The organism is Streptomyces murinus, from assembly GCF_002154555.1.
Classification (GTDB): Bacteria; Actinomycetota; Actinomycetes; order Streptomycetales; family Streptomycetaceae; genus Streptomyces; species Streptomyces murinus.
Genome location: NZ_MUNF01000488.1, coordinates 1 through 13,574 on the forward strand (window position 1 = coordinate 1; position 13,574 = coordinate 13,574).

At 72.7% G+C, this 13,574-nt stretch carries 14 protein-coding genes and 1 pseudogene; 6 read left to right on the forward strand and 9 right to left on the reverse strand.

What is annotated here, in order from left to right; all coding sequences use genetic code 11:
* The 3 genes and pseudogenes from CCN72_RS27345 to CCN72_RS27355 all read right to left on the reverse strand — a co-directional run.
* A pseudogene (locus CCN72_RS27345) lies at positions 1–1,656 on the reverse strand (SpoIIE family protein phosphatase); the annotation flags it as partial.
* Between the two features lie 57 nt (positions 1,657–1,713).
* Positions 1,714–2,181: a peroxiredoxin gene (locus tag CCN72_RS27350; protein ID WP_086810476.1), complete on the reverse strand. Its 468-nt coding sequence runs from the start codon at positions 2,179–2,181 to the stop codon at positions 1,714–1,716.
* 75 nt (positions 2,182–2,256) lie between these two features.
* Positions 2,257–2,793: a MarR family winged helix-turn-helix transcriptional regulator gene (locus tag CCN72_RS27355; protein WP_086810478.1), complete on the reverse strand. Its 537-nt coding sequence runs from the start codon at positions 2,791–2,793 to the stop codon at positions 2,257–2,259.
* Between the two features lie 251 nt (positions 2,794–3,044).
* Between CCN72_RS27355 and CCN72_RS27360 the strand changes: the two genes are divergently transcribed.
* The 4 genes from CCN72_RS27360 to hemC all read left to right on the forward strand — a co-directional run bounded on the left by CCN72_RS27360 (position 3,045) and on the right by hemC (position 6,446).
* Positions 3,045–3,428, forward strand: coding sequence for an SH3 domain-containing protein (locus tag CCN72_RS27360; protein ID WP_086810480.1), 384 nt, complete (start codon positions 3,045–3,047; stop codon positions 3,426–3,428).
* Positions 3,429–3,619: 191 nt separating this feature from the next.
* Positions 3,620–4,399 carry a helix-turn-helix domain-containing protein gene (locus CCN72_RS39190; protein WP_158101421.1) on the forward strand — a complete coding sequence of 260 codons (780 nt, stop codon included), beginning with the start codon at positions 3,620–3,622 and terminating at the stop codon, positions 4,397–4,399.
* A gap of 130 nt (positions 4,400–4,529) precedes the next feature.
* Positions 4,530–5,486: an ATP-dependent DNA ligase gene (locus CCN72_RS27370; RefSeq protein WP_086810493.1), complete on the forward strand. Its 957-nt coding sequence runs from the start codon at positions 4,530–4,532 to the stop codon at positions 5,484–5,486.
* Between the two features lie 18 nt (positions 5,487–5,504).
* Complete coding sequence (gene hemC, locus CCN72_RS27375; RefSeq protein ID WP_208638112.1) at positions 5,505–6,446, forward strand: hydroxymethylbilane synthase; 942 nt, start codon at positions 5,505–5,507, stop codon at positions 6,444–6,446.
* 24 nt (positions 6,447–6,470) lie between these two features.
* Here the strand turns inward: hemC and CCN72_RS27380 are convergent, their stop codons facing one another.
* From CCN72_RS27380 to CCN72_RS27395, 4 genes are all read right to left on the reverse strand, one after another.
* On the reverse strand, positions 6,471–6,995 hold the full coding sequence (locus CCN72_RS27380; RefSeq protein WP_086810482.1) for a hypothetical protein: 525 nt from the start codon (positions 6,993–6,995) through the stop codon (positions 6,471–6,473).
* Between the two features lie 183 nt (positions 6,996–7,178).
* Positions 7,179–8,042: an ABC transporter permease gene (locus tag CCN72_RS27385; protein WP_086810484.1), complete on the reverse strand. Its 864-nt coding sequence runs from the start codon at positions 8,040–8,042 to the stop codon at positions 7,179–7,181.
* Entirely contained in the window at positions 7,999–8,874 is an 876-nt protein-coding gene (locus tag CCN72_RS27390) for an ABC transporter ATP-binding protein (RefSeq protein ID WP_085563835.1), read from the reverse strand. Before CCN72_RS27390 ends, CCN72_RS27385 begins: the two co-directional genes overlap by 44 nt.
* A 17-nt stretch (positions 8,875–8,891) precedes the next feature.
* Positions 8,892–9,458, reverse strand: coding sequence for a MarR family winged helix-turn-helix transcriptional regulator (locus CCN72_RS27395; protein WP_086810496.1), 567 nt, complete (start codon positions 9,456–9,458; stop codon positions 8,892–8,894).
* A 280-nt stretch (positions 9,459–9,738) separates the two neighbouring features.
* Between CCN72_RS27395 and CCN72_RS27400 the strand changes: the two genes are divergently transcribed.
* A complete protein-coding gene (locus tag CCN72_RS27400; RefSeq protein WP_086810486.1) occupies positions 9,739–10,548 on the forward strand; it encodes an RNA polymerase sigma factor SigF in 810 nt (269 codons plus the stop codon).
* Positions 10,549–10,557: 9 nt separating this feature from the next.
* Here CCN72_RS27400 and CCN72_RS27405 read toward each other — a convergent pair whose 3' ends face one another.
* Positions 10,558–10,899 (reverse strand): ANTAR domain-containing protein, encoded by a 342-nt coding sequence (locus CCN72_RS27405; RefSeq protein ID WP_086810488.1) that lies wholly within the window; start codon positions 10,897–10,899, stop codon positions 10,558–10,560.
* A 128-nt stretch (positions 10,900–11,027) separates the two neighbouring features.
* On the opposite strand from CCN72_RS27405, the gene CCN72_RS27410 reads away from it, so the two are divergent.
* Positions 11,028–11,858: a VOC family protein gene (locus tag CCN72_RS27410; protein ID WP_086810489.1), complete on the forward strand. Its 831-nt coding sequence runs from the start codon at positions 11,028–11,030 to the stop codon at positions 11,856–11,858.
* On the opposite strand, the gene glgX is transcribed toward CCN72_RS27410, so the two are convergent.
* On the reverse strand, positions 11,830–13,574 hold a 1,745-nt coding region (gene glgX, locus CCN72_RS27415), incomplete at its 5' end, for a glycogen debranching protein GlgX (protein ID WP_086810491.1). The two genes, CCN72_RS27410 and glgX, sit on opposite strands and share 29 nt — an antisense overlap.

A 13,574-nucleotide genomic window follows, 5' to 3' on the forward strand; every position in this document is an offset into this window, starting at 1 on the left:
CGCCGGGCAGGACCAGGAACGGGGCCGGATGGCCGGCGGTGGCGAGCGTGAGCCGGCGCGAGACGGGGTCGTAGACGGCGTACACACAGGTGGCGCCGATCTCGGCGACCTCCTCGCGGCCGTTCTCGGCGGCCAGGTGGGTCACCAGGTCGTCAAGGTGGGTGAGGAGTTCGTCGGGCGGCAGATCGACGTCGGCGANNGCAGCCGGCCCATGGTGGCCGAGGAGCTGATGCCGTGGCCCACCACATCGCCGACGACCAGTCCGACCCGGCCCCCGGAGAGCGGGATGACATCGAACCAGTCGCCGCCGATCCCGGCCTGCGAGCCGCACGGCAGATAGCGGTGGGCCACGTCGAGCGCGGCCTGTCCGGGCAGTCCGCTCGGCAGCAGGCTGTGCTGGAGGGCGAGGGCGGTGCTGCGTTCACGGGCGAAGCGGCGGGCGTTGTCGATGCAGACGGCGGCGCGGCTGGCCAGCTCCTCGGCGAAGACGGCGTCGTCGGGGCCGTAGTCCTCCGGATGGGCCAGCCGCACGCAGACCGCGACGCCCAGCGTGGTGCCGCGGGCGCGCAGTGGTACGGCGATCATGGAGTGCACGCCCTCCCGGAAGGGGGCGCCCTGGGGCGCGCGCTCGTTGCGGTCCGCGAGCCAGGCCCGGAATCCCGGCTCGCCCGCCTGACTGAGGATCGCGTGGCCCTCGCGCAGCGCGCAGGCCGGCGGTGCGGGGGGCCGGTAGATCTGGGTCTCGCCGACCCGGACGGCGACCCCGGGGCTGCCGGGCCGGGTGGATTTGTAGGCGACGCGGTGCAGCTCGACGTCGTCCGCGGCGACCATGGGGGGCTCGTCGGCCCCGAGTACCCAGTCGAGCAGGTCGACGGTGGCGAAGTCGGCGTAGCGCGGGACGAGGATCTCGATCAGTTCCTCGGCGGTGCGCACCACGTCCAGGGTGGTGCCGATGTGGGCGGCGGCCTCGTTGAGCAGGGCGAGCCGGCGTCTGGCCCAGTACTGCTCGTTGCTGTCGTAGGCGGCCAGGGCGACTGCGGTCTGCGTACCCGAGGCGTCGCGCAGCGGCCACATCTCCAGGCTCCAGAAGTGCTCCCGGTTCAGCGCGGGCGCGGCGGCGAAGCTCTCGTAGCGCACGGGCAGACCGGTCTCGGCGACCTCGCGCAGATGGCGGACGAAGCCCCGGTTGGACTCGGTGTCGGCCACGGTGTCGAGGAAGAACCGGCCGGTCAGCCCCTCCTCGGGGACGCCGATGACCTTGCAGGCGGCGTCGTTGAGACGCAGATAGCGCTGCTGGAGGTCGAAGACGGACATCGACATGGACGCCTGCTCGAAAGCCTGTGCGGCGAACGTGACGCCGGGTGGTTCGGCCGTCACGGCATAGCCCGCGGGCCGTCCGTCGCCGCCGTCGAGGGGGCAGGCGGTGACGTCGAGGTCGAGGCGGTGGCCGTCACGGTGCCGCAGGGCGACGGTGCCGTGCCGTGTCCCGGTCCGCGCGGCGAGGGCTGCCGCGGGGAGTTCCGCGGCGAGCAGTTCCGCCGCGGGGCGGCCCACGACCGCTTCGGCCGGGTGGCCCGTGAGCAGTCGCGCACCCTCGCTCCACCCGGTCACCCAGCCCCGAGTGTCGATGATCGCCACCGCGGCGACACGGTCCATAAGGCCCAGAATGATCCGATTGTCGCGGCTCCTCAAGCGCGGGGGCCGCGAGCCGGGTCAGGCCCGGTGGGCGCGCAGGGCGGCGAGGGCCTTGTCGGCATGGGTGTTCATGCGCAGCTCGCTGCGGACGATCTCCAGTACGGTGCGGTCCTCGGCGATGACGAAGGTGACGCGCTTGGTGGGGGCAAGGGTGAAGCCGCGCCTGACCCCGAACCGCTCACGGACCGCGCCGTCGGCGTCGGACAGGAGCGGCATGCCGAGCGTGTGCCGTCCGGCGAACTCCCGCTGCTTGTCGACGTCGTCGCCGCTGATGCCCACGGGCCGGGCGCCGAGCGCGGCGAACTCGGCGGCCAGGTCGCGGAAGTGACAGGCCTCAGCGGTGCAGCCCGGGGTGAGGGCGGCGGGGTAGAAGAAGAGGACCACGGGTCCGTCGGCGAGCAGTTCGCCGAGGCTGCGGACCGTCCCGGACTCGTCGGGGAGGGCGAAGTCCGCCGCCTTGTCCCCGACCTCGACGCGCTCACTCATGACCGGTTCCTCCTCTGGTGGCCTGCCGCCGGATATTACTGGACGGTAAGCCGCCGGGTGGCCCGTTCGCGGGGACTACTTCTCCGGCTCCTCGTGCCCCGCCACCGGCGCCGCGCCCGGCTCGCCCTCCGTCTCGGCGGAGTACGCGAGGAAGTCGTCCACCATCCGATGGAACAGGGTGGCCAGCTGCCGCAGTTCCTCGGGCCGCCAGCCCGCCAGCGCCAGCTGCATCTCCCCTGCGCCGGCCTCCCGGATCCGGCCGACGGCGAGGCGGCCCGCGTCGGTGAGCCGGATCCGCTGGGCGCGTCCGTCGTCGGGGTCGGGCACCCGGGTAACGTACCCCGCCCGCTGGAGCTGCTGCACGGTCCGGGTCACATGGGAGGCCTCGACCCCGAGGCGGTGCGCCACCTCCCCCGGCCGCATCGGCTCGCAGTCCGCGATCTGCCGCAGCAGCGCCACCGCGGCCCGGTCCAGCGGTACGTCGGCCAGGGCCCGCAGCCGGTCGTGGTGCCGGGTGCGGGTGCCGAGGTAGGTGATGCGGGTGAGGGCGCGCTCGATCTCGGCGACCTCCGGGGAGGCCGCGTTCGGGCCGGACGGCGAGGGCGCGGGCATGCCTTCGAGTCTACGCGGACATTGCATGACTCAACCTTTTCGTCCCAGTGGCGCGAAGGGCACGGACCGAGTCGCTCCGGTACGTCCGCCCGGCTCCGCGCCTCGCGCGAGATCAGGCCGTGCGGCCCGCGCCCCGGGACGTCCCAGGCCGTCCCAGGGGACAGGGAAACGGCATGGTGAGGGGTTCGCACGGCAAGGCTGGGCGGCGTGATCACGGTTCGTGGTCACGAGATCGACAGCCGGAGGTTTCCATGATCCGTCGGGCCCTCAAGAGCGTTCTGCCGGCCGCGGCCGCGGTGCTCGCCCTGCTTCCCGCGTCGGCCGGTGCCGCCGCGGCGAGCACCGTCACCGCCCACCCGGTGGCCGCCGTCGCCGCCCCGCAACACCCCGTCCACACCCAGCCGTACCACACCGGCCGGGTCGCCACCCGCGGCATCCGGCTCAACGTCCGCTCCGGCCCGGGCACCGGCTACCGGGTGGTCGGCAGCCGGCACACCAACCGGCTCATCACGGTCAGCTGCAAGACCTACGGCTCCCGGGTGCACGGCAACCACGTCTGGTACCGGCTCCCCCAGCACCGGGGCTACGTCTCCGCCCACTACGTGACCACCGGCCGGTACGTCCCCTGGTGCTGACGGGCGTCCGCCGCATCATCCACTGACCGCCGAGGGCCTGTCCGGGAGCCGCGTCCCGAACAGGCCTTCGGCATGGGGGCGCTTGACCCGGCCCATACCTCGTCCGGTGTTGCAGCGGCCGTCCGACAGGGAAGCCATCCCGGCATCAGGGGCGAAACGCCCATAGGGGAATGGGAGTCGAGGAACGCACGATGCGGCACCCCCAAGGATCGACCGCGCCGGACGAGTCGCTGGTGGTGACACTGCGCGAGCTGAAGGACCGTACAGGTCTGAGCCTGGCGGCGCTGGCCGCGCGCACCCCGTACAGCAAGTCCGCCTGGCACCGCTATCTTTCGGGCGGCAAGCGGCCGCCGCGGCCCGCGGTGGAGGCCCTGTGCCGGCTGGCCGAGGCCGACGCCACGGCCGTACTGGCGCTGTGGGAGGCGGCCGACGAGCCCGCGCCCCCGGAGCCGCCCGAGGAACGCTCCGGCGGTCGCCGCTCACCCTGGCTCCCGCTGTGGATCCCGGTGTCGGTGCTCGCGCTGTTCGGCGCGGCCGCTGCGGTGGCCGCGGCCGTGGCCCTGTCCGGGCGCCCGGACTCCGCTCCGGTGGCCCAGCCGCTGAGCGAGGTGCCGCGCTGTCACGGGTCCTCCTGCCAGGGCGAGTTGCCCGACGCCTCGGTGTGCGCCCGGGACGCGCAGACCAGGAGCCGGGTCGCCGACCACGCCTATGCCGTACGGCTGCGCTACTCGCCGTCCTGCCGCACCGCCTGGTCGGAGGTGCGGGTGCGCGGCCGGCTGGCCCGGGAGGTGTCGGTGCGCGCGGGCGACGACATCCTCTCCGCGAGCTATCCGGCCGATGATGTGACCGGCGTCAACAGCCCGATGCTGTCGGTGGGTTCGCCCCGGGGCGTGGAGGCGTGTGCCGAGGTGGGCGGGAAGGTGGCGTGCACGGGCCTGGACGCGGACGCTCCACCGGCGCCGGTGGACTGACGCGCGGGCCGGGCGGCGGCCCGGCGGGGCACCCCGTTCAGGGGAACCGGCGGCCGAAGGCGCGTGCCGGGGCCGGGATCGGTCGACATCTTCCCCCGTGACCGCCACCACCCTGCCGCTCATCGCGCCGATGCTCGCCACCCCCGGCTCGCTGCCGCCCGCCGCGCAGGACGCGCGCTGGGCGTACGAGACCAAGCAGGACGGGCAGCGGGTGATGGTCTATCTGCCCGGGGACGGCACTCTGGTGCTGCGCGCCCGTTCGGGCGAGGTGATCACCGGGGCGTATCCCGAACTGGCGCCGCTGGGCGGCGCGCTGGGTGCCACCCCGGCGGTCCTCGACGGCGAGGTGCTGGCCCTGGACCCGGACGGCCGGGCCGACTTCCAGCTTCTCCAGAGCCGGATGGGCCTCGCCCACGCGCCCGCGCGGGCCGCGCGCCGGGCCGCGCAGGTGCCGGTGCATCTGGTGCTGTTCGACGTGCCGTATCTGGCGCGGCCGCTGCTGCGGGAGCCGTATGTACGGCGCCGGGCGCGGCTGCTGGAGCTGGGGCTGTCCGGGCCGTACTGGTCGACGCCCGGCGCGGTGACCGGGCACGGCGCCCAGGCCCTCGCGGCCACCCGGGAGCACGGGCTCGAGGGCCTGGTGTGCAAGCGGCTCGACTCGCTGTACGAGCCCGGGGTGCGCTCGCGCGCCTGGATCAAGATCCGCAACATGCGCGCCGAGGATGTGATCGTGGGCGGCTGGCTGCCCGGCAAGGGGCGGCTCGCGGGGCTGCCCGGCGCGCTGCTGGTGGGCCAGCGGGACCCGGCCGGCCGGCTGCGCTACGTCGGCGGGGTGGGCACCGGCTGGAGCGAGGCGGAGCGGATCCGGCTCGCGGGGCTGCTCACGGACGCGGCGAGCGGGCGCTGCCCCTTCGAGCCGGTGCCCCGCGTCCCGGGCGCGCGCTGGGTGCTGCCCCGGCTGGTCGGCGAGGTCGCTTACAGCACCCGTACCCGCTCCGGGCTGCTGCGTCAGCCGTCCTGGCTAAGGCTGCGTCCCGATCTTTCCCCACAGGACTCGGCGGCGGACCTGCCTGGGGACCTGGCATGAGGCGGGTGGGTCTATCGTGTGCGCATGCCGGTTCCCGAACTGATCCGAATCGTCTCCCGTGACTCACCCATGGCCCTGGCCCAAGTGGAGCGGGTCCGCGCCGAGTTGGCCGCCCTGCACCCGGGGGTGCGCACCGAGGTCGTCCCCGTGAAGACCACCGGCGACAAGTGGCTCGGCGATCTGGCCCAGGTCGAGGGCAAGGGGGCGTTCACCAAGGAGGTGGACGCGGCCCTGCTGGCCGGGGCGGCGGATCTCGCGGTGCACTGTGTGAAGGACGTGCCCGCCGACCGGCCGCTGCCCGCCGGGACGGTGTTCGCCGCGTTCCTGAAGCGGGACGACATCCGCGACGCGCTGGTGCACCCGGGCGGCCTCACCCTGGACGAGCTGCCGGCCGGCACCCGGATCGGGACCTCCGCGGTGCGCAAGATCGCCCAACTGGCCGCCACCCACCCGCATCTGGAGTGTGTGCCGTTCCGCGGCAACGCCAACCGCAGGCTCCAGAAGCTGGCCGACGGGGCGGCGGACGCGCTGCTGCTCGCGGTGGCAGGCCTGGAGCGCATCGGGCGCACCGATGTGATCAGCGAGGTGCTGTCCCCGGAGACGATGATGCCGCCGATCGGCGCGGGCATCCTCGCCTTGCAGTGCCGGGAGGACGACACCGAGCTGATCGACGCGGTCAGCGGGCTCGGCGACCCGGACACCCATCGGGAGGCGACGGCCGAGCGGATGTTCCTGCATGTGCTCCAGGGCCACTGCAACAGCCCGATCTCCGGGTACGCACGGGTGGACGCCAGTGGTGAACTCTCCCTGCGGGCCTGTGTGTTCACGCCCGACGGCAAGACCCGGCTGAACGCCCACGAGTGGGCGGGCCGGCTCGATCCGGCCACGCTCGGCACCTCGGTGGCGGTGGCGCTGCTGCGGCAGGGCGCGCGGGAGATCATCGACGGCATCCCGCACTGAGCGGGGCCGGGGGGCGGCCGGGGCTCAGGCGGTGCCGGGCTCCGTCTGCTCCTTGAGGAAGGCGCTGACCTGGTGGGCCAGGTCGCCCTGCGTGGAGCCCACGGGGGCGGTCTGCGCGGTCGCCTCCTGGACGTCGGTGCCGCCGGCCCACAGCCGGCGCTCGGTCCATTCCTCGTCCACCCGCAGCTGCACCTGGATGTCCACATGGGTGAGCGCGGCCTCGGGGGCGGCGGCGTAGAGGACGGCGGTGGCCCGGCGCAGCGGATAGACGTCGAAGCCCTCGATGAACTGCGAGTTGCGCCAGTCGATGAACGCGCCCTCGCCGTCCGGTCCGACCCGGACGTCGAGTTGGCCGTCCTCCAGGTGGATACCGAAGTGCCGTGTGCCGCGGTTCTCGATCGTCACCCGGACACTGAAGTACGTCAGACCGGCCGCGGCGTCGTCGCGTCCGCGCGGGGGTTCGGCGGCCTCCAGGCGGTGGACGCGGACCCGCAGACCGGCATGCTCCTCGTACTCCTGCCAGTCACCGACCACGTTCGGCTCGTACACAGTGCCCCTCTCGACCCCCGAGTGTCTATCTGTGGGCTCAGCGCACTGTCAAATGAGCGGAATGCGCCGTGGCCAGGGGGTTCGCCCGCTTTGATCGTTGATCAAGCGCTGCCCAGGAAGAATCCCCCCGAGCCCGGTCCGGGCGGGCCACGGCGCGTGCCGCACATCACGTTCCCGGCAAGATCACCGGGCCAGTCGGCCGAGCAGCGAGGAGGCCGCGGTGATGCCGAGCGCGGCGGCGATCGCCAGCACCCCGAAGTCGGCGCCGAGATGCGAGGGGGTGCCGAGCAGCAGCCCGCGCAGCGCGTCGACCTGATAGCTCAGCGGGTTGACCTTGCTGACGGCCTGGAGCCAGCCCGGCATCACGGAGACGGGGTACAGGGCGTTGGAGCCGAAGAAGAGCGGCATGGTGATCGCCTGCCCGAATCCCATCAGCCGGTCGCGGCTGAGCACGATGCCCGCGATGGTCATCGAGAGGCAGGAGAAGAACACCGAGGCGAGGATCACCGCGAGGGCGACACCGAGCAGCTTCAGCGGGTTCCAGGTGAGGGCGACACCGAGCAGCGCGGCGATCACGATCACCACGATCGCCTGCACCAGCGACTTCACCCCGGCCGCGAACGCCTTGCCGGTGATCAGCGCCGAGCGCGGGGTCGGGGTGACGAGCAGCTTGTTCAGGATGCCCGCGTCCCGCTCCCAGATGATCTGGATGCCGTAGAAGATCGCGATGAACATGGCGGACTGGGCGATGATGCCGGGCGCCATGTAGTCGATGTACGGGATGCCGCCGGTGGGGATCGCCCGGATCCGGGTGAAGGTCTGACCGAAGATCAGCAGCCACAGGGCGGGCTGGACGGCGCGGGTGTACAGCTCGGTGCGGTCGTGGCGCAGCTTCTGGAGCTCCACGGTGCACATGGCGAGCACCCGGGCGGGCAGCAGCCGCCAGCCGGCGCGCGGCACCGGAGGGGTGAGCAGCAGCGCGGTGTCCTTGCCGAGGGTGCGGTCAGCCGACGCGGCGTGCGGTGCGGCGGGTGCTTCGGACTTCACGGAAACCTCCTCCGGTGTTGTCGTCGAGGCCACTGCCGGCGATGTCGCGGAAGACGTCCTCCAGCGTGGGCAGGGTGTCGGTGCCCTTGCGTTCGGCGAGGCCCCGGCGCAGTTCCTCCGGGGTGCCAAGCGCGCGGATACGGCCGCGGTGCATCAGGCCGACCCGGTCGCAGTACTGGTCGGCCTCGTCCATGTAGTGGGTGGTGACGAGGACGGTCATACCGGTCGCCTCGCGTACGGCGTTGATGTGCTCCCACACGCCGGTGCGGGCGATCGGGTCGAGGCCGATGGTCGGCTCGTCCAGGATCAGCAGCCGGGGGGCGCTGACCAGGGCCTGGGCGAGTTCGAGGCGGCGGATCATGCCGCCGGAGTAGGTGCCGGCGAGCCGTCCGGCGGCGTCGGAGAGGTCGACGGCGGAGAGCGCCAGATCGACGCGTGCGGCACGTTCCCGGCGCGGCACGTCGAACACCCGGGCGAACAGGGCGACGTTCTCGCGCCCGGTGAGCCCGCCGTCGGCGGACAGCTGCTGCGGGACGTAGCCGAGCATGCGGCGCACTCCCATGCGCTCCTTGGCGGCGTCGTGCCCGAAGACGCGGACCATGCCGGCGGGGACCGGCAGCAGGGTGGTGATGCAGCGGATGGCGGTGGTCTTGCCCGCGCCGTTCGGTCCGAGCAGCCCGAAGACCTCGCCCTCGCGGACGCCCAGGTCGAGGTCGTCCACGGCCTTGGTCTCGCCGAAGGCGTAGGTGAGCCCGGTGCAGCTGACGGCCTCGGCGTGGGCGGCGGCTGCCTCGGCCGTGGCGGTGGCCGCCGCGGCCGGGGTGGCGGACATGTCCGCCGGGTCGGTCGTCATGATGGCGTGCCCTCCGTCCAGGGTCCTGCCGGGGCGGCCCCCGCCCCGGCCGGCGCGCTTACCGGCGCCGCCGGGTCCTCGTCCGCCTCGGGGTCCTCGTGCAGCAGGTCGGCGAGCCTGCGCAGGGCCGGGAGGGCCGCGCGCAGGGCGTCGTGGTCGGCGCCGTCGAGGCGGGCGAGACGGCCGCCGACCAGCTCGGCACGGCGGCGATGCCAGTCCTCCAGGCGCTTCTCGGCGGCCCCGGTCAGCCGCAGCCGCGCGGCCCGCCGGTCGGCCGGATCGGTCTCCCGGACCAGGTACTCGTCCCGCACGAGCTGGTTGACCAGCGTCGAGACGGAATTGCTCGCCAGGTGCAGTTCCCTGGCCGCCTCCGAGACGCCGATCCCCGGGCGGGACTCGACCAGCCGCAGCAGCTCCACCTCGGCACCGCGCAGCCGGGGCCCGGTCAGGCCGCCACGCAGCCGGCGCCGGATCAGCCGCTGGATGCCGACGAGCGCGTCGGTCAGCTCCGCCGGGAAGGTCTCGGGCGCCCCGGGCGGCGCGTCGCCGCCGGGCCCGTGTATCGCTTCGTCTTCCACATTTGAAGATTACCTCTGCTACAGAGGTATCACCCCTCGGGCGACCCCAAGATGCGGTCAAGACCGCCGTACCGTTTTTCCGGTTATCGGGTGAATTGTTTTGTGATGTCCGAGAGCGGGAAAACGCACATATGTGCTTCGGACAGGAGGCACTTCCGTGGGAGCGGGCCCCAGCGCGGCCCGACGCCCCGAGTCCTTTCCCGTGACCGAGCGCGCGCCTCCCACGGTGTCTGTCCAACCGGCACCGGCGAGAGAGGTGCGCGCGATGCGTGTCACTGGCAGCACCAGCACCAAGCCCAGATCCCACCCCCATCCCCATGACGACGCGCCCGACACGGGTGAGTCCTTCGCGCGGCTCGCCAAGCTGCCCGACGGTCCCGAGCGCCAGGCGCTGCGGGACGAACTGGTGCGGCTGTGGCTGCCCATGGCCGAGCGGATCGCCGTACGGTTCCGCGGCCGCGGAGAGTCCCTGGAGGACCTGTACCAGGTGGCCGCGCTGGGCCTGGTGAAGGCCGTCGACCATTACGACCCCGAGCGCGGCCGCGCCTTCGAGGCGTACGCGGTGCCCACCATCACCGGTGAGATCAAGCGGCACTTCCGGGACCACATGTGGACGCTGCATGTGCCGCGCCGGGTCCAGGACCTGCGCAACCGGGTCCGTACGGCCGTGAAGGAGCTGTCCCAGACCACGCCGGGCCGGCCGCCCACGGTGGCCGAGATAGCCGAGTACACCCGGCTGGACGAGGACGAGGTGCGCACCGGGATGGAGGCGCTGGAGTGCTTCTCCGCACTGTCCCTGGACGCCGAGGTGGCGGGCACGGACGGCTACGCCCTCGGGGACTCGCTGGGCGGTCCCGACCCCGGGTACGACCTCGTGGTGGACCGGGCGGCCGTCAAGCCCTGCCTCGCGGCGCTGCCGGAACGCGAGCGGACCATTCTCTACCTGCGGTTCTTCCGGGGGATGACGCAGAACCGGATCGCACAGCAGCTGGGCATCTCGCAGATGCATGTGTCGCGGCTGCTCAGCGGGTGCTTCGACCGGCTGCGGGAGGAACTGCTGGCGGAGACGCGGTGAGATCCCGCTTCAGACGGCGCCCGGCCGGTCCGGGGCGGGCGCCGGGTCGCCGCCGGGGACCTGCGCGGGGCCGTACCGGTCCAGGGCCTCCTCCAGCTCCGCGCTGATCTCGGGCGGCAGCTCGCCCCTGCGGCCCCAGATGAGGACCAGCTCGGCGACGTTGCGCAGCCTGATGTTGGTGTGCTGGGAGACATCCCGCAGCACCTGCCAGCCCTGTTGCGGGGTGACCCGGCCGAGTGCCACCACCATGCCGATCGCCTGGTCCACCACGGCGTGCGAGGCCATGGCCTGCTTCAGCTGGTCGATCTCGGCCTGTAGCGCGGCGATCCGCTCCGGCTCGCTCTCTCCCATCCCCCCATCCTGCGCAGCGGCCTGCCCCCCTGCCACCGGGGGTACTCGACAGGCGCCGCACCCGCTTCCGGTTGGACACTGGAGCCAGAGCGGTGACCCCCGGCCCCGAGAGCAGGACGTTACCGAACATGAACCGAGAAACCCCTGTCAGCGACGGAGCGAACGGCACCGGGCACGGGCCGCGCACACGTGCGGTCGTCTCCACGCACTCCGTCTTCGGCGCACCCTGCTGGGTGAGCCTGACCAGCCGCGACCTCCAGGCCACCCAGGACTTCTACACGGCCGTGCTGGGCTGGCGCTGGCGCGGCGCGAAGCTCGGTGAGCACTTCCGGGTCGCGCTGGCCGACGGGGTGCCGGTGGCCGGGATCGCCGCGGTGGCCACGATGTGGCAGATGGCGGTGGCCTGGACGCCGTACTTCGCGGTGCCGGACGCGGATGTCGCGGTGGCGCGGGCACGGGAGCGGGGCGGTACGGCGGCGGTCGGACCGCTCTCCTTCCCGCCGGGCCGGGCCGCGCTGCTCGCCGACCGCGACGGGGCGACGTTCGGCATCTGGCAGGGCGAGCTGGTCTCCAACTGGGAGGCGTGGCGGCGGGCGGCGCCCACGTTCATCCGGCTGCACACCCGCAACGCCTTCGACTCCGCGATGTTCTACGGCGAGATCCTCGACTGGGCGTCGGGGAAGCCGGGGTGCTGCGAGGTCGAGTACGACGGCGACGAGGTCGTGCTGCGCAGCCAGGGGGACGCGGTGGCCCGGATCGACTCGGGCGCGGTGGAGGCCGCCCCGGACCCCTCGGTACGGCCGCACTGGCAGGTCCACTTCGCGGTGGCGGACGTAACCGGCTGCGCCCGGGCCGCGGAGAAGCACGGGGGCAGCGTCCTGAAGGAGAACGACACGGAGGCGATCCTCCGGGACGCCGACGGCGCCCAGTTCACGGTGATGTCGCGGCGCGTGCGCTGAGCTTCTCCGATCTGCTCTGGTCCGCCGCCCGCGAGGGGCGGGTCAGCAGGATGAGGCTTCTGGCCTCCACCCGCAGCCGTGTTCCCGCCTTCCGCTCGCGCTCGTCCGGGGCGCCCTCCGCGTCCGCGGTGTCGACGAGTGTCGTCCAGCGCTCCCCGAACGTCTCGTCGGGCAGCCGGAAGTCCACCGGCTCCCAGTACCCGTTGAGCAGGAGCAGGAAGGAGTCGTCGGTCAACTTCCCGCCGTACGGGTCCCGTTCGGCGATCGCGTCGCCGTTGAGGAAGACGCCGACGGAGTGCGCGTCGCCGCGCTGCCAGTCCCGCCCGGTCATCTCGCGGGCGTCGGGCCGCAGCCACATGAGGTCCGGCAGCGGCTGCGCGGCGTTCGTCGCGGTCTCGCCGCGGAAGAAGCGGCGCCGGCGCAGCACGGGGTGCGCGGCGCGCAGCGCGATGAGGTTGCGGGTGAAGTCCGCCAGGTTCCGCTGCTCGTGGTCGAGTTCCCAGTCAACCCAGGAGATCTCGTTGTCCTGGCAGTACGCGTTGTTGTTGCCGCGCTGGGTGCGCCCGAGCTCGTCGCCGTGGCAGAGCATGGGGATGCCCTGCGAGAGCAGCAGGGTGGCGAGGAGGTTGCGCTGCTGGCGCCCCCGCAGTTCGAGCACGGCGGGATCGGTGCTGTCCCCCTCCGCCCCGCAGTTCCAGGAGCGGTTGTGGCTCTCCCCGTCCCGGTTGTCCTCCCCGTTCGCCTCGTTGTGCTTGTCGTTGTACGACACCAGGTCCCGCAGTGTGAACCCGTCGTGCGCGGTGACGAAGTTGACGCTCGCCCGCGGCCGGCGCCTGCTGTGCTGGTACAGGTCGGAGGAGCCGGTCAGCCGGGACGCGAACTCGCCCAGCGAGCCGGGCTCGGTACGCCAGAAGTCCCGTACGGCGTCCCGGTATCTGCCGTTCCACTCCGACCACAGCGGCGGGAAGTTGCCGACCTGGTAGCCGCCCTCCCCCACGTCCCAGGGCTCGGCGATCAGCTTGACGCGGCTGATCACCGGGTCCTGCTGGATCAGGTCGAAGAACGCCGAGAGCCGGTCCACCTCGTGGAACTGCCGGGCCAGGGTGGCCGCGAGGTCGAAGCGGAAGCCGTCGACATGCATCTCGGTGACCCAGTAGCGCAGCGAGTCCATGATCAGCTGGAGTACGTACGGGTGCCGCATCAGCAGGCTGTTGCCGGTGCCCGTGGTGTCGTAGTAGTGCGCCCAGTCCCCGTCCACCAGACGGTAGTAGGAGGCGTTGTCGATGCCGCGGAAGGACAGGGTGGGCCCGAACTCGCTGCCCTCGGCGGTGTGGTTGTAGACCACGTCGAGGATGACTTCGAGGCCGGCCGCGTGCAGCGCCTTCACCATGGCCTTGAACTCGTTGACCTGCTGGCCCCGGCTGCCGAAGGCGGCGTAGGAGTTGTGCGGCGCGAAGAAGCCGATGGTGTTGTAGCCCCAGTAGTTGGACAGGCCCCGGTCCTGGAGCACCCCGTCCTGGACGAACTGGTGCACCGGCATCAGCTCGACCGCCGTCACCCCGAGCGAGGTCAGATGCTCGATGACGGCGGGATGGGCGAGGCCCGCGTAGCTGCCGCGCAGCCGTTCGGGGACGTCCGGGTGGGTGCGGGTCAGTCCGCGCACATGGGCCTCGTAGATCACGGAGTCCGCGTACGCGGTGCGCGGCGGCCGGTCGT